15 protein-coding genes and 1 pseudogene are annotated in these 15,292 nt (G+C 71.8%); 3 read left to right on the top strand and 13 right to left on the bottom strand.

What is annotated here, in order from left to right; all coding sequences use genetic code 11:
* Window positions 1-25 precede the first annotated feature (25 nt).
* Window positions 26-1,537, bottom strand: a complete 1,512-nt coding sequence (locus Manayef4_RS02425; protein ID WP_023841278.1) for a bifunctional phosphatase PAP2/diacylglycerol kinase family protein — start codon at window positions 1,535-1,537, stop codon at window positions 26-28.
* Window positions 1,538-1,753: 216 nt separating this feature from the next.
* Window positions 1,754-2,092 carry a DUF5999 family protein gene (locus tag Manayef4_RS26340; RefSeq protein ID WP_255353838.1) on the bottom strand — a complete coding sequence of 113 codons (339 nt, stop codon included), beginning with the start codon at window positions 2,090-2,092 and terminating at the stop codon, window positions 1,754-1,756.
* Between the two features lie 451 nt (window positions 2,093-2,543).
* Here Manayef4_RS26340 and Manayef4_RS02415 point away from each other — a divergent pair, with 451 nt between their 5' ends.
* Window positions 2,544-3,998: a glycosyltransferase family 2 protein gene (locus Manayef4_RS02415; RefSeq protein WP_070130485.1), complete on the top strand. Its 1,455-nt coding sequence runs from the start codon at window positions 2,544-2,546 to the stop codon at window positions 3,996-3,998.
* Window positions 3,999-4,016: 18 nt separating this feature from the next.
* Window positions 4,017-5,786 carry a hypothetical protein gene (locus Manayef4_RS02410; RefSeq protein ID WP_070130484.1) on the top strand — a complete coding sequence of 590 codons (1,770 nt, stop codon included), beginning with the start codon at window positions 4,017-4,019 and terminating at the stop codon, window positions 5,784-5,786.
* Here Manayef4_RS02410 and Manayef4_RS02405 read toward each other — a convergent pair.
* Window positions 5,728-6,117, bottom strand: a complete 390-nt coding sequence (locus Manayef4_RS02405; protein ID WP_254665424.1) for a CoA-binding protein — start codon at window positions 6,115-6,117, stop codon at window positions 5,728-5,730. The two genes, Manayef4_RS02410 and Manayef4_RS02405, sit on opposite strands and share 59 nt — an antisense overlap.
* A gap of 233 nt (window positions 6,118-6,350) precedes the next feature.
* Between Manayef4_RS02405 and Manayef4_RS02400 the strand changes: the two genes are divergently transcribed.
* The gene (locus tag Manayef4_RS02400; RefSeq protein ID WP_070130482.1) at window positions 6,351-6,668 is read left to right on the top strand and encodes a cytotoxic translational repressor of toxin-antitoxin stability system; all 318 of its coding nucleotides are present in this window, start codon (window positions 6,351-6,353) and stop codon (window positions 6,666-6,668) included.
* Window positions 6,669-6,695: 27 nt separating this feature from the next.
* Here the strand turns inward: Manayef4_RS02400 and Manayef4_RS02395 are convergent, their stop codons facing one another.
* From Manayef4_RS02395 to Manayef4_RS02350, 10 genes and pseudogenes are all read right to left on the bottom strand, one after another.
* Window positions 6,696-7,277, bottom strand: a complete 582-nt coding sequence (locus tag Manayef4_RS02395) for a TerD family protein (protein ID WP_070130481.1) — start codon at window positions 7,275-7,277, stop codon at window positions 6,696-6,698.
* 47 nt (window positions 7,278-7,324) lie between these two features.
* Window positions 7,325-8,416, bottom strand: a complete 1,092-nt coding sequence (locus Manayef4_RS02390; protein ID WP_011437451.1) for an MBL fold metallo-hydrolase — start codon at window positions 8,414-8,416, stop codon at window positions 7,325-7,327.
* Window positions 8,417-8,653: 237 nt separating this feature from the next.
* Complete coding sequence (locus tag Manayef4_RS02385; protein WP_254665423.1) at window positions 8,654-9,676, bottom strand: hypothetical protein; 1,023 nt, start codon at window positions 9,674-9,676, stop codon at window positions 8,654-8,656.
* Between the two features lie 316 nt (window positions 9,677-9,992).
* Window positions 9,993-10,286, bottom strand: a pseudogene (locus tag Manayef4_RS02380) (lycopene cyclase domain-containing protein); the annotation flags it as partial.
* Window positions 10,283-10,663 (bottom strand): lycopene cyclase domain-containing protein, encoded by a 381-nt coding sequence (locus Manayef4_RS02375; RefSeq protein ID WP_011437454.1) that lies wholly within the window; start codon window positions 10,661-10,663, stop codon window positions 10,283-10,285. The gene Manayef4_RS02375 and the pseudogene Manayef4_RS02380, both read right to left, overlap by 4 nt.
* A gap of 29 nt (window positions 10,664-10,692) precedes the next feature.
* A complete protein-coding gene (locus Manayef4_RS02370) occupies window positions 10,693-11,406 on the bottom strand; it encodes a thiamine phosphate synthase (protein ID WP_070130479.1) in 714 nt (237 codons plus the stop codon).
* Window positions 11,387-11,644, bottom strand: a complete 258-nt coding sequence (gene thiS / locus Manayef4_RS02365; RefSeq protein ID WP_070130478.1) for a sulfur carrier protein ThiS — start codon at window positions 11,642-11,644, stop codon at window positions 11,387-11,389. Before thiS ends, Manayef4_RS02370 begins: the two co-directional genes overlap by 20 nt.
* Before the next feature lie 65 nt (window positions 11,645-11,709).
* Window positions 11,710-12,033: an Rv2175c family DNA-binding protein gene (locus tag Manayef4_RS02360; RefSeq protein ID WP_023841271.1), complete on the bottom strand. Its 324-nt coding sequence runs from the start codon at window positions 12,031-12,033 to the stop codon at window positions 11,710-11,712.
* A 127-nt stretch (window positions 12,034-12,160) separates the two neighbouring features.
* Complete coding sequence (locus Manayef4_RS02355; RefSeq protein ID WP_070130477.1) at window positions 12,161-13,810, bottom strand: Gfo/Idh/MocA family oxidoreductase; 1,650 nt, start codon at window positions 13,808-13,810, stop codon at window positions 12,161-12,163.
* A 237-nt stretch (window positions 13,811-14,047) separates the two neighbouring features.
* Window positions 14,048-15,283, bottom strand: a complete 1,236-nt coding sequence (locus tag Manayef4_RS02350; protein WP_070130476.1) for an FAD-dependent oxidoreductase — start codon at window positions 15,281-15,283, stop codon at window positions 14,048-14,050.
* Window positions 15,284-15,292: the final 9 nt, after the last annotated feature.

Genomic DNA, 15,292 nt, shown 5'->3' with positions numbered 1-15,292 from the left:
CCGGCTGCCGGTCCACCGGCCCGGCTCAGCCGGATGCGCCGGGCCGCCGCGGCCGGTAGACGATCAGTCGGGCTCCGCCCGGAGTGATGACGATGCGTTCCACTCCCTCCGTGACCTCGCCGTCACAGGCGAACGGCAGCGGGCCGGGCTGACGGGATGAGATCGTGACCCGTTCGACCGTGTGTTGTTCGTACACCCGGCTGCGCCCGAGACGGCCGGTCAGCACCGCCCCCACCAGCCGGAGCCGGGCAAGCGACGCCGCGGCGTCGACCACCCGCAGGTCCAGCAGCCCTTCGTCGAGGCGGGTGCGGTAGGTGGGGGCGAACCCGTCGGGCTGGTAGATCCCGTTGCCGACGAAGATCAGCCAGACCCGGCGGTACTCGGAGTCGATCTCGACCTCGAACGGCGTTTCGTGGCGCAGCACCCAGCTCAGCGCGATGAGCATCGCCGGCCACTTGCCGATGCGGCGCTCGAACCGCGCACGGATGGCGACCATGTCCGGGTAACCGCCGAGGCTCGCGGTGTTCACGAAGATGCGGGAGAACCGACTGAACGTCGCGCCGATGCCCTCGGCCCGGCCGATGTCGACGGCGACCGCCGAACCCTCCCGTATCGCCTGCACCGAGTCACCCGCCCCGGCGAGTCCGACGTCCGCGGCGAAGTGGTTGAGCGTGCCCGCGGGGAAGACCGCCAGCGGCACGCCGTGCGCCAGCGCGGTCTGGGCGGCCGCGTTGATGGTGCCGTCGCCGCCGGCGACGCCCAGCACACGGGACCGCGCCGCCGCGGACCTCAGCACGGTTCTTACGTCGCCGCCCGCGTCGACCTCGACGACCCGGGCCCTGGGCAGGTCGGCCCGCAGCACGGCGAGCAGGTCCGTGTGGTTACCCGGACCGGAACGGGCGTTCACCACCACGGTAAGGCCGTCGCCGTCGGGCAGGGCGGGCGCCCACGCCGACGCGGGGCTGGCCCGGGCGGGGGCCCACGGCCGACGCGGCATCACCTTCGTCGTCGCCAGGCCCGCCCCTATCCCCAGCAGCACGCCGGCGGCCACGTCCCCGGGATAGTGCACCCCGACGTACACCCGGGAGAACGCCACCGCGGCGGCGAGCACAGCCACCGGCACCGCCGCGCCGGGTGCGTCCAACGCGACTCCGGTGGCGAAGGCGGCTGCCGACGCCGCGTGCCCAGAGGGGAACGAGAACGTCGTGAGATCCTCGCGAAGCCGCCGCAGCGGGGGAATCGTGTGAGTCGGTGGGCGGTCCCGGCGGAACACCACCTTCATCGGCCCGTTGGCGAGAACGCTCGCGACTCCCAGGGCGAGCAGGCCACGGACGGCCGCCGGGCGACGGCGTCCCTTCGTCGCACCGAGCGCCCCGGCCACCCCCCACCAGAGCAGACCATGATCGGCAGCGTGGGACAGCCGCGGCAGCGCCGGGTCGAGCAGCGGTCTGCCGCCGGCCAGCGCCGCGAACAGCGACCGGTCCGCACTGGTGAAGGCGTGCAGGAACGTCCGGCCCAGCGCGATGTCACGGCGCATGAGGATCCGGACGCGCCGACCGACCCGGTTCTCCGCGGGCCAGCGGGGAGCGGTCCCGTTTCCCGGCCTCGTCACCGACCTTGACGCCACGCCGGCACCGTACCCGTAAGGGGGACACCCAGATCAACTGGGATGAACTTCACATCCTCCCGAACTCCACGGAAGGAGCGAGCAGAAGGAGCTCGCTGTCAGGCCGCGCCTGTCAGAACGCGACCGTCAGAACGCGACCGGGGCCTGGCTCGCCCATCTCGGAGCCGGCGGCCGTGCCACGCCCCCGGGCCGGGGCAGCGCCCGTCGTGGCTCGACGGTGCGACCTGTCGGCAGGATCTCGCCGGTGTCCTCGAACAGAATCACCCCGTTACACAGCAGGATCCAGCCCTGGTCCCAATGCTGGCTGGCCACCCGGGCAGCGTCGCGATCCGCACTGTCCGCCGTGGGGCAGGGCGGACAGTGCGGGCAACCACGTCGCCGGAGCGCGGCTGTGCGTGAGGCGTCAGCGGGCAGGGGAACTGAGGACGGCTCGGGCGAGGAGGGCTCCGGGTCGTCGGTGGGCACCGGGGACGCCGATGCCGGGTCTGAAACGCGAACAGCTTGCACGAGCACCAGACGTTACGCCTCTCCGTAAGAAGCGTCACACCGAGGCGCGTGTGAAGGGGCCGACGTGTCTGCGACCCTTGACTCGCAAGTCAGCGTGGGCAACGGCCGTGACCAGCGCGGATGCGAAACGCGGCACATCGGGAACCAGCCGGACGGACCACGGGGTGTCTACAGCGAGATACCGGTAACAGGACCGGACCATCGGATCGGTAGGTTACGGGGCGGTGGCCGAGCGGTTCCGCCATCCTGACCGCAACAATGACGTGGGCCGGTTCCGCTGATGCGCCCACCTGCATGAACGGCGCCCGTTGTCCCCGGCGACCGGGCATCGACACGGCAGAGCCACGGACAGGCACCGGTGAACGGCCACGGACCCGGACATGCCCGGCCACAAGGGGGGGTACGGACGATGGACGGTGCCACGGGTGTCGGTACCGGTACCGACGCCTTCGGGGGCATCCCCACCGGCGGGGGTTTCGGCCCGCGTGCCGGCGGACAGCCGGTCGAGGTGTCGGTCGTCATGCCGTGTCTGAACGAGCAGGAGTCGGTCGGCGTCTGTGTGCGCAAGGCCCTTGCGGGACTGGCCACMGCGGGTGCCGCGGGCGAGGTCGTCGTTGTCGACAACGGATCCACGGACCGGTCGGCGGACGTCGCCGCAGCCGCAGGTGCCCGGGTCGTCCGCGAGACCCGGCGCGGCTACGGCAACGCCTACCTGGCCGGGTTCGCCGCCGCCCGAGGCCGGCTGATCGTGATGGGCGACGCCGACGACTCCTACGACTTCTCGGATCTGGGCGTCCTGCTCGCTCCGCTGCGCGCCGGGCGGGCCGACTACGTGCTCGGGTCGCGCTTCGCTGGAGAGATCCTGCCGGGAGCGATGCCCTGGCTGCACCGTTACGTCGGCAACCCTGTGCTCACCGGCATCCTGAACCGGCTGTTCGACGTCCGTTCCTCCGACGCGCACTCGGGCATGCGGGCCTTCAGCCGAGAGGCGTACCTGCGTATGCAGCTGCGCTGCGAGGGGATGGAGCTCGCCTCCGAACTGGTGATCGCCGCGGGCCGCGCCGAGCTTCGGATCGAGGAGGTGCCGATCACTTACCATCCGCGGGTCGGGGCCTCCAAGCTGCACTCCCTGCGGGATGGTTGGCGGCACCTGCGGTTCATGCTGCTGCTGGCGCCGAGGCACCTGTTCGTGCTGCCCGRCCTGGTGCTGCTGGCGCTCGGGATCGTGGGCCAGGCGGCRCTGCTGCCCGGCTCGCTCAATCTCGGCTTCCACCGGCTGGACCTGCACTTCTCGATCCTGTTCGCGCTGCTGGCGCTACTCGGCTGGCAACTGGTGCTGCTGGGGGTCTGCGCCGACGTCCACAACCACGCCCTCGGCTGGCAGGRGCGCCGCCGCTGGCCGCTGCCGCTCATCCACCGCCTGTTCACCCTCGAACGCGGGCTTGCGCTCGGCGCGGGCCTGTTCATCGTCGGATTTGTCGTGGACGTGGTCGTCCTCGTCCGCTGGCTGGTCAACAATCTCGGACCGCTCAACGAGATGCGCCCGGCCCTGYTCGCGATGACGCTGATGGTGTTGGGCGCGCAGACCGCCTTCGGATCCTTCTTCCTGCGGCTGCTGACCGCCGGACCCAGCGGGGGGCATCAGCGGGCGTCGGCCCGCGGTACCCGTGCCGGCACGGGTACCGGCACGGGTACCGGCACGGGTACCGGCACGGGTACCGGCACGGGCCCTGACGCGGGTGCGGGTGCGAGTGCCGGCGCGGGCTCCACCCAGGCCGAGGCGAGCGGTCCACGGGCCGACACGCCCGGCCTCGGCCTGTGCTTCGAGGCGCCGGAACACCCGGCCGAGGTCGTCAGGTTCTGAGAACGGCGGATATTCATCATGGCCGTCCTGGGCAGAATGGTCGTCTCGGGCAGACGCCGCTTTCCACCGCTGCCCGGTGACGCCGCGCCCGTCTCCCTATGCGATCCCGCTGTCTTCGGGGATGACCCCGCCTCCGGGAATGACCCCGCGGATGACCTCGCCGCCCCGGGCCGGGTGCCGTCCGGGGAGCACCCCGGCCCGCTCTACGGCCCGAACGCGCGGCGCCGTGAATCGGGTCCGGCCTCCGCCCAGCCGGCCCGACCCGCCCGGCCGGCCCGACCCGCCCGGCCGGTCGCGCGGCATCTGCCCTTCGCGGTTCTCCTGGTCGCCGGGATGACCCTGCGGGTGGTCACCGGGTACGCCTACCGGCCGGCGTTCGAGTTCAGCGGAGACTCCTACGCCTACCTGCGACTTTCCACCCTGCACGCGCCCGACCCGATGCGGCCGGCCGGATACCCGGCCTTCCTGCGCCTGCTGTCGCACACCGGCGACCTGTGGTGGGTGACGGTGGTCCAGCACGTCGCGGGCCTGGCGCTCGGGGTGGGGATCTACGTCCTGCTGGTCCACCGCCGAGTGGCGGCCCCGGTGGCGGCCCTCGCCGCCGCGCCGGTCCTGCTGGACGCCTACCAGCTGGTCCTCGAGCACTACGTGATGGCCGAGACCCTGTTCGCGGTCCTGCTGGTCGCCGCGATGATCGCCCTGACCTGGTCGGCACGACCGTCGGTGTGGGCGTGCGGGCTCGCCGGCCTGTTACTGGGCGGGGCGGGCCTGGTCCGCACCATCGGGGTCGCCATGGGTGTGCTCGCCGTGGGCTACCTGCTTCTTCGTCGCGTCGGATGRCTCCGGCCCGCCGCCTTCGCCGTGATGCTCGCCGTTCCACTCGTCGGATACGCGGGCTGGTTCYACCACGCGCACGGGAAGTACGCGCTCACCGGTGGGGACGCGGTGTGGATGTACGGCCGGGTGGCACCGATCGCCGAATGTGATCGCCTACACCTGAGCACGCGCCAGCTCGTCCTGTGCTCCCCGCATCCGGTGGCGGGGCGGCCCGATCCCAGCTACTACGTCTGGAACGGCAACAGCCCGCACTGGCGGCTCGACATGCCCGACGACAAGCGGGACGCGCTGCTGCGCGACTTCACCCGCCAGGTCATCCGGTATCAGTTCGGTGACTACGCCCGGATGGTCGGCGGGGAGATCGCGCACTACTTCGCCCCGGGCCGACCGGTCGGGCACCGTGACTGGCCGGACGCGACCTGGCGGTTCCCGACCGGTAACGAACCGCGCTACCTGCACAACGGCGAGCCACTGCTCGGCTTCCACGGGGACGCGCCCAGCCGCGTCATCCGCGAGCCGTCCGCCGGTTTCCTGCGGAGCTACCAGCATCTCGTCTTCACGCCCGGTCCGGCCCTGGCCGGGATGGTGATCCTTGCCGTCGTCGCGATCATGATCCCGGGACGGGACCGCCGTGCGCCGCCGGGGAACCGTGGCTCCCGGCGCCGGAGAGGCCTGCGGGACCGGGCCGCCGAAGATCGACGGCTGCGGGCGGACATGGCCCTCCTCGTGGCGGCCGGGGCCGCCACGCTCATCGTCCCGGCCGCGACGGTGTGCTTCGACTACCGCTACCTGCTCCCCGTCCTCGTGCTCTTCCCGCCTGCCGCCGCGCTCGCGACCCGCCGGTTCGTGCTGCTCAATCGATCGCGCCGGGCGCCCGCGGAGGAGCCGGGGATCAACGGCTCCAGCCGAGCCCCAGCCGGGGTGCCTCCATCGCCGGGCAGGTGTCCATGACGACGTCCAGCCCGGCCTCGCCCGCACGCGCCGCGGCAGCCTCGTCCCGCACACCGAGCTGGAGCMAGACCCCCTTCGCGCCGATCTTCACCGCCTCGTCGACGAGCGGGCCGGCCAGCTCCGACCGGACAAACAGGTCGACGACGTCGACGGGAAACGGGATCTCKCTCAACGTCGCGTATCCCTGCTCCCCCGCGACCACGGGTGCCGAAGGATGCACCGGCACGACGTGCTTGCCGTGCCGTCGCAGGTAGTCCGCAATGCTGTAGGCGGTCCGGCGGGTGTCGTTGGACAGCCCCACCACCGCCCAGACCTCGGTGTYGGTGAGCATGCGGCGAATGGTGTCGTCATCTCCGAAGCGCATACCCGCATAACCGCCCATGCCGCCCGGTTCATCCGGACCGCGGAAGGACTTCTCAGTTCCCGGCAACGATTCCCGGCAACGGGGGCGAGAAGCACGAGCCCCGGTGGAGGCGGGCGCATAGGATCTTCACGTGGAGAACGTGGAGCTTTCCCCGCTTCCGGCCGCCGGGGGACGGCTGGCCGCCGGGGCTGGAGCCGGCGGTGAGTGACAAGCACGAGGTGACGCTGTCCGCCTCGGCCGAGCGGGACCTGTCGAAGCTGGCCGAGCTCACCCGCGGCGAGGTCCGTCGGTTCCTCGACGGTGCCCTGCGCGACGATCCGCGCAAGGCCGGCACTCCGATCCCCGGCGAGYAGGTCGGCATGCACGAGGCCAGCGGGCGGACCTGGCGGATCCTCTACCGGATCGACGCCAACACACGCTCTGTGCGCGTTATGGTCGTCGCGCCGCGAGGTGCCCGCTCCCGGATCGTGCCAACGATCGGCAACGCCCGCCCCGCAACCGGATGGCGCCGGGTCTGAGCCCGGGCGGTCACGAGGCCCGGGCGGTCAGGAGACGTTGACGCCGAAGTCCAAGGCGATCCCGCGCAACCCGGAGGCGTATCCCTGACCGACAGCGCGGAACTTCCATTCCCCACCGTAGCGGTACAGCTCACCGAAGATCATCGCCGTCTCCGTGGAGGCGTCCTCGGTGAGGTCGTAGCGGGCCACCTCCGCGCCGTTCGTCGCGTCCGTCACCCGGATGAACGCGTTGCGGATCTGGCCGAAGGCCTGCCGACGCGAGTCGGCATCGTAGATGGACACGGTGAACACGACCTTCGCCGCMTGCGGGGTCAGCATCCGCAGGTCGACGTTGATCTGCTCGTCGTCACCGCCGCCGCCACCGACCAGGTTGTCACCCAGGTGCTTCACCGCACCGTCCGGACTCACCAGATTGTTGAAGAACACGAAATAGCCGTCGGAGAGGACCTGGCCGGCGTCATTCACAATGATCGCGCTGGCGTCGAGATCGTAGGCGGCACCGGTGGTCTGCCGCACCTGCCACCCCAGGCCCACCGTCACGGCAGTGAGGTTGGGGGCGACCTTACTCAGCGAGACATTGCCGCCCTTGGACAGCGACACGGAGGTCATATCCTCACCTTAGTACGAATGGTCCCCGCCCTGCCGACCGGCGGGCCCTACGGCTCGATCAGGCGCCACCGGTCTGGTGTTCCCGGCTCGGAACGCGCCGCGCCGGTTGCCTCCAGCGTCGCGAGGTACGACATCGTGTCCATCACGGCGTTCTGCAGCGCCACCCCCCGCAGGTTGCGGAACGGCCGATGCCAGGTCACGTATCCGGCGACGTCCCAGACCCGCGAGGCACCCGCGCGCAGTCCCTCGACGACCTCGGACAGCCGGCCGGCGTGATGCGCGTCGAGCTCCGCGAGCCGGCGCTCCAGCCCGGTGAACCGGTACTCGTGCGCCGGCAGCACCTCCTCGGCCGGCAGGCTCCGCAGCCGGGCCAGCGAACGCAGGTAGTCCCCCAGCGGATCAGGAACGGCCTCCTCCGGCGCGGATACCCCGACCGCCGTCGAGGGCAGGACGTGGTCCCCGGAGAACAGCAGCCGGTTGGTCGGCTCCCAGAAGCAGAGGTGTCCCGGCGAATGGCCCGGTGTCCACAGCGCGGTGAGATCCCAGCCCGGGATGTCCGGCCGGTCGCCGTCTTCGAGGAGGATGTCGGGTCGCGATAGGCCCGGGGCCGGCTGCTGGTAGCCCGCCAGCAGCCGCTCGGTCATCTCGGCGGGCGCCCCGGCCCGGATCATCAGCTCGGAGATCCGGTCGGCGTAACCATGTTCGAAGTGCCGGAGCATCGCCTCGTCCAGGCGATGCAACGAGACCCACGCCCCGGATGCCTCCCGGATCCGGTTCGCCAGGCCGTAGTGGTCCAGGTGCGCATGGGTCACCACGACGCCCCGCACGTCGGCCACCGACATCCCGATCATCGCCAGTCCGGCCTGCAGCTCGTCGAACGCCTCGTCGAAGTCCCAGCCCGCGTCCATCAGGAACGGGCCCGTGGAGGTCTCGAAAACGTACACGAACACGTGCGCCGGTTTGGCCCAGGGCAACGGGACGGGAATACTCCACAGTCCCGGACGCACCTGCTCGACCGGTGGCAGGGGCCGACGCCACCGCGCGGCACCGTCCCGGCCGGCCCGCTCCACGGCCGGCTGCGGCCCGGTCTGACGCGGCACACCGACATCCCCGAGAGCAGCGTCCACGACCTCACCCACCCGTTTTCTCCGGCGCCCGACGGCGCGTGCATCGCGTACCGCGGCGCCCCGGGCCTGCGGCACCCGTCTCTGGGCCTGCGCCACCCGACGGAACCTTGGCGCGTCCCGGCCAACCTGTCACGCTATACCGCGCCGCCCGGTACCCCCCGAACCGGGCGGCGCCATACTTTCCCACCGCCGTCACCGCCGTCACCGCCGTCACCGCCGTCACCGCCGTCACCGCCGTCACCGCGCCGGTCAGGAGGGGCAGGGCAGAACGGTGAGGGATCCCGGTGCCCGGGAGCGCCGCCCGTCGAGATCGGTCACCGTGGCCGTGTAGGTGATCGCCCCGGCCACACGGGCCGGGCCCACCGGGCCGGACCACGTCGACCGGTTACCCGTCGCCCGGTCAAGGACCAGCGACACACTAGCCCTGCCTCCGTCGGGGAGGTTCACCACGAGCTCCGCGGCGAAGATGCCGGTCGCGTCCACGACGGACACCGTCACCGTGGACACCGTCACCGGAGACGCGGTCACCGGGGACGCGGTCACCGGGGACGCGGTCACCGGGGACGCGGTCACCCTCGCGGCCAGCGCGCAGCCGGACGGGTACAGCGTCGTCGGCGCCGCGACCATCGACACCACCTGTGGCGAGCCGTCGACCCTGGCGGTGACCCGCACGTCGCCCCCGCCATCACCCTTGCGGGGCCTGACTGGAACGGTCACATCGATCGGTCCGGACGGTGCCGCCGCCCGATCAAGAGTGATCACCAGGGGGACGACGGCCCCCGGATCGATCCGCGACCGGCCGGGCACCACGGTTAGCCAGGACGGGCTGGCGCCGATCACGACGTCGACCGGCGCCGTGCCCTCGCCACGCAGGTCAAGCCGCCAGACGGAGTCGACGTCACCCAGGTCGACCCTGGTCGAGCTCAGGCTTAGGGCCGGGCCGGCGGGCCGCGCAGCGACCGGGACGGCCGGTGACCCGGGCGGCGGTCCGGTCCGCGGCCTCGCGGCGGTCGGGGCAACCCGTGGCGAAACCGACCCGATGCCGGTGCTCGGGGAGGCCGCGGACGCGGTGGAAAGGGCCGGACCGGCACCCGGCCGGGCAGTGACCGGGGCCGCCGTCACGTCCGCCGGCCCGTCCTCGTCACCGGGCGTGGGTGCCGGCGCTGCGACCGGCGCACCCGGCCTGCCTCCGGAGGAACCCGCACGATGGTCGCCGGCCATCCGCCCACGCACAACCACCAGACCCGCAACGATGACGACCAACACAGCCACCACAGCGATGATGCGTCCCCACCGGATCGGCAGGATCCGGCCTGAACGCCCCCAGGGAGAACGGTGACGTCCCGGCGATCCCGGGCCCCCCGCACCATCATGCGTCATCGTGACGAGATTAAGCCGACGGATTCTCGCTAGGGGACCAATTCGCTCGTTTCCGTCACGAAGTACGCCGAGATCTCTCTCGGCCCTCGGGTCGAGACGGGATGCCCCGATTCTCCCCATTGACCCCGTTGTCGCCGTTGTCGCCGTTGTCGCTGGCCTCCCGGCTCTCCCCGGTCCGCCGGCTGCGAGGCCTGCCGGGCGGCCCGCCCCGCAGCCGGCGCCCCCACCAGACCCACCATGCCAACGTCTGGGTCACCAGCGCGAAGCCGAACAGCAGATCCTCGACCGGAGCGTGCGCGATCCGCGGGCCGAGGATCCGGCGGGGGTCGTAGACGACGATGCCGAACCCGGTGAGGATCCCATTGGAGATCAACTGGAACAACGCGATGATCGCATAGGAAGTCCAGAAAACCCGCCGGGTCAGCAGCCGGGTCCGCAGGACCCACAGGTCCATCGCGATCGCCAACGCGACCCCGACGACCGCCAGGGCCGTGTAGCTCACGGCCGATCACCATCGGGAGTCCCATCGGAACGCGTCGCGCTCGGATGGGCGGGCTCGTCGCCGACGTCCCAGCCCCGCACCGCGCGCACGGCCTCCAGCGTCAGGATCGCGCACATCGGCACCACGGCGAAGAACAGCAGCTCCTCCAGGGGAAGGCCCCCCGGAAGCAGGATCCCGGTGATGCGGCGCCGGTCGAAGCTCCAGTGCCCCGCGGAGACGGCGAACAGGTCCCAGACAACGAAGATCACGATGACGGGGGCGAGGGTCAGCAGCAGCCGAACCGGCCGGGCGTACACCCGGGTGCCCAGAAACACCTCAAGCGGCGCCGTTCCGAGCAGGCATCCCGCCAGGACCGCGAGGTAGCTCAGATGGCGCATCGGCGGCTCGGACGGCGCATCGACAACTCTCAGACAGCTCTCAGACGCCGAGCGAGGGCAACAGCGCTCGCGGCCGGATCCTCGACCCCGGTGAGGCCCCGCACGACCRCCACGCGGCGCGCTCCCGTCGCAAGAATCTGATCCAGGGTATCCGGACCGACGCCACCGGTGACGAACCACGGCTTCACGCCCGGAGCGAACGGAGGAGCGTGCCGCGCGGCCAGCCGGGGCAGACCCAGGCCGACCGGCGGCCGGCCCTCCTTGGTGGGCGTGGCGTGCACCGGCCCCACGCACACGTAGTCGACGTCGGGGTCGGCGAGCGCCGCGAGGAACTGGTCGGGATCGTGCGTCGACTGTCCGATCAGCACGTCCGGGCCCACCAGGCGCCGGGCAAACCGCGGCGGGATGTCGCCCTGWCCGACGTGCAGGATGTCGACCCCGGCGAAGGCGGCGAGGTCGGCGCGGTCATTCGCGCTGACCAGCACTCCCCTGGCGCCRGCGGCGGCCTGCACCCGCCGCAGCCCGCCGAGCTCCTCGTCCCATTCGAGCCCCTTCTCCCGGAGCTGGATCAGATCGACCCCGGGGGCCTCGGGCGTGCCGACCACGGCGCTCAGGAAGGCGTCGAACTCGGCCCGACGCGGCGTGCACAGGTACAGGCGGGCGTCGGCCAGCCRCCGCAACCGGTCCGCCCGGGCTGGCCCACCGGCGCGCGGCGACGATCCCTCAACCTCCGGCGACAGCACGCACGATCTCCAAAATGTCGCCGTCGGCGAGCCGGACGGCGGGAATCTCGGACGGCGTCAGAGCCACGCCATTGTGCTCGACCACCACCGAACCAGACGGCAGGCCCAGCTCGGCGAGCAGGTCGGGCAGCGGCTGGCCACCCGGGATGCCCCGCGGCGCACCATTGACGACGACCCGCGCCCGGGCGAGCGGCTCCGRGTGCGCACGCGGGTGCAAGTGCGGCGGACGATCGACCATTTTTCGACCCTACGGGAGCAGCGCCCGCCGTGCGGGCGGTGGGTACGGCCGGGACCGGGCCGGGGCTAGAAGGCCGACGCCTGGGCCCGCCGTTTGACCTCCTTGCCACGGTTCTCGATAAGTGCCTGCATGGGGGTGCCCGGCAGACTCGGATCCTCCCGGAAGATCCAGTCGAGCGCATCCTCATCGGTGAACCCCGCGTCGGCCAGCACCGTGAGCAAGCCGGGCAGCCCCTTGACGACGGCGCCGTCCCGGATGAAATCGGCAGGCACCCGCAGGACGCCCCCCTCCCGCCGGGCCAGTAGCGTCCGGTCGCGCACCATCTGCCGGACACGGGTCACGGGAACCTGCAGCTGATCGGCGACGTCAGGCAGGGTCAGCCAGTCCATGGTCAAGAGTAAACACCTAAGTCTCGATGGCGTCGTATGGTGCCGGCGCGGCCGCGGACGTTGGCCGCGCCCCTCGGCGAGGGGATGACCAGGCGGTTTCCGGCCGGGACGGTCCGGCCGGAACGGGTCAGAGCGCAGCCACCTGGGCGCYGCCCGCGGCCGCCGAGCGCACCGCCGCCTCCAACACCGCGACCACCGGACGGGCGGTCTGCACGCCGTAGCCGGACAGCGGCCAGCCCGAGACGAGACAGTCCGCCAGGTCCCGGTGAAACGTACTGCCCGAGGTGGGTGCCAGCGGGATGTGGCTGCGCACCCCGTCATGGGTGATCAGCACGAGCGACCCCGCCTCCGCCTCGAGTATCTCGGCCTCGGCCTCGACCTCGGACCGACGACCGGCGTGCCGTCCCAACCGCGGCACCAGCTTCCCCTCCCCGTCCCGGAAAGCCCCGCCGTCCCGGAAAGCCCCGTCCAGGATCAGCGAGCCGGTGGACCCGAGCACCTCGAACCGCGGGCGCCGGGCCACCGTCAGATCGGAGACCGTGACCTGCGCCTCGGCCCCACTCGCGAAACGCAGCAGCAGCCGGCTGTGGTCAGCGTTGCTGACGTGGTGCCAGACCCGCTTGACGGTGGACGCGCTGACCCATTCGACGGGCTCGTCAACGAGGGCGAGGATCTGGTCAACGCAGGCGCTGCCCCGATCATGGAGCTGCCCACCACTGATCCGCTCGTCGTCGTGCCAGGTGCCGGCTGGCCGGCGGAAGCCGCCCCGGTGGGCGTCCAGCCGCAGCGGCTCGCCGACGGCGCCGCGGTGCACGGCGGCGCGGACCGCCCGGTAGCCCGGGTCGTCCCGACCCTCCGGATACACCGCGAGCACCAGGGACCGGGCCTCCGCGAGCTCCGCGAGCTGGTCGGCGTCCGGGGTCGACAGGCAGAGCGGGGCGTGCACGACGACGTGCTTGCCGGCCTCCAGCGCACGACCAGCCCATTCGAGACGGGTGTGGGTCGGTGTGGCCACGATGACGACCCCGAGATCCGGATCGTTGACCAGGTCGTCCGGGTCGTCGACGCGGCGCGGCGGGCGACCCGCCGCGTGCGCCGGGAGCCGGCCGGCACCGCCGTCGCAGAGGGCGGCGAGTTCCAGGCCCTCGGTCGCGTCCACCGCCGAGTGGTGCGTCCCGGTGATGTCCGGGGTGCCCAGCAGCCCGACCCTGGCCGGCGCGGCGTCGAGCACGCCGAGGCAGTGYCGCAGCCAACGTCCCACGAGCCGCTGGTAGGCGGGATCGGCGAGCACGGCGGGACCGGTACCCAGGGTGAATATGCCGAGGCCCGTGGAGGGCCGCCAGGTGCAGACGGGATGCTCGCCCATCTCGTGCCGGACCAGGAGCAGYCGCTCCACGTCGTCGGCAATCTTGTCGGGGATGATCCAGCTCTCCCGGGGGCGGAAGTCCGCGGACCGGGCCATGACCGCGCCGCCCTGCGGCCCGACGGTCAACCGCAGGTCGTAGGGCGCGGTGGTCCGCCCCGGGATGAAACCGGACGCCTCGATGAGCGGACTTCCCGGCGGCAGCGCCCGCATGGTCGGCCCGGCGAGCAGGACCGGGACGGTCTGCCGGGCCCGGTCCAGCAACTCCTGCTCGACGTGGTCGAGCGGACGGTCGATGAGCACGAGAAGCGCGTCGGCCGACCGTGCCGAGGTCGGGCCGAGACCCGCTGCCCGCAAATGGTCGCCGAGCGCGTTCACACCGGCCAGGTTCGACACCAGGTGAATGCGAGGCACGTCTCCGCACTCTAGTGACTGTTCCCGACGTTCCGGCGATTGGGGTCATCAAACAAAGATCCAAATAAAGATCCGCGCAAAGATTTACACAAGGATGCATACATAACGCAATGCCGGGCAAGAGTACCAATGATCCTGATATCCAGAAATCCCGCCGTCCGGCCGATCGGAACGCCTGGAACGCCTGGAACGCCTGGAAAATCCGGAGCACCGGGAACACCGGGTCGTCACCGGGCGTCATCGACTTGCCGCGGCCAGTTCCTTCATCGACACGGAGATATCGGCGAAACGCTCCCGATCCGGGATACCGTCGGCCGCCATCAACCGGCGACCGGCGACCATGTCCATCGGGCGCCCCACAGTGACCAGCGCCTCGAGACGGCCGTCCGGGGCGAACCACCCGGCCGACCAGCCAGACGGACGCCCGCCGTCGGGCGGCACGACGACGCCCGGATCGCCCCGGAACACCGGGGCAGCCTCTGCCGAAGGGAGTCCCGCGAACTGCACCATGCGGCCGAACTGTTCCGACCAGAAGTAGGGCACCGGGTCATAGACGGCCTCCCCGCCGAGCAGCGTGCTGACCGCGACCGCGGGCGACTGCTGGGCGCAGTCCCAGTGCTCGACCCGCAGCCGCCGACCGTAGCGACGCGACCACCAAGCAGCACAGTCACCGACCGCGACCACCGGCGGCCGGTCGCCGTCGGCACCGTCGGCACCATGGGTCCACCGGGCGGCGAGATGCTCGTCAACCACGACTCCCCGGTCGAGGGCGAGCCCGGAACCGGCGAGCCAGGYGGTGCCGGGCCGCACCCCGACGCCGACGACAACCTCGTCCGCAATCAGCTCCTCACCGCCAGCCAGCACCAGCCCGTCGGGGGTGACCCGCTCCACGGCCGTGGCCAGGCGCAGGGTAACCCCGGCCCGGGCGTACCACGCGATCGTGCACCGGCCCACCTGCGCGCCGAGCGCGGCGAACAGCGGCGAGGCGGCTGCCTCCACGACGGTGACCTCGGCACCGATCGCTGCCGCCGCCGTGGCGACCTCCGCGCCGATCCAGCCGGCACCAACGATGACGAGCCGGACGCCGGGACGCAGGGCGCCACGCAGATCCCGGGCGTCGTCAATGGAACGCAGGACCCGCTGTGGGCCGTCGCCCGGCAGGGTTACCGGGTCGGCTCCCGTCGCCAGCACCAGGCCGTCGTAGTCCAGCGGCCCCGCGTCGGTCTCCACAGTGCCCGGTCGCAGGCCCGTCGCCCGCCGTCCGAGGCGCACCTCGACCCCGTCGAGGTCGAAGGGCAACGTCGTGTCGTCGATGCGGCCGGAGAGCACCGCCTTGGACAGCGGCGGACGATCGTAGGGCCGGTGCGGCTCCGCCCCGAGCAGGATCACCTCTCCCGCGAAACCACGCGCGCGCACCTCGGCGGCGGCCCGGCCCCCCGCCATTCCCGCGCCCACGACGACTATTCGCTGCATTCGAGCAGA

Source organism: Frankia sp. CgMI4 (genome assembly GCF_001756285.1).
Classification (GTDB): Bacteria; Actinomycetota; Actinomycetes; order Frankiales; family Frankiaceae; genus Frankia; species Frankia casuarinae.
This window is presented reverse-complemented; position numbering and strand designations above follow the sequence as displayed.

Bases quoted from the DNA above. Each gene is read 5' to 3' on its own strand.
- Manayef4_RS02425 (WP_023841278.1), bottom strand. From the start codon at position 1,537: ATGCGCCGTGACATCGCGCTGGGCCGGACGTTCCTGCACGCCTTCACC.
- Manayef4_RS02375 (WP_011437454.1), bottom strand. From the start codon at position 10,663: ATGCGCCATCTGAGCTACCTCGCGGTCCTGGCGGGATGCCTGCTCGGA.
- Manayef4_RS02360 (WP_023841271.1), bottom strand. From the start codon at position 12,033: ATGGACTGGCTGACCCTGCCTGACGTCGCCGATCAGCTGCAGGTTCCC.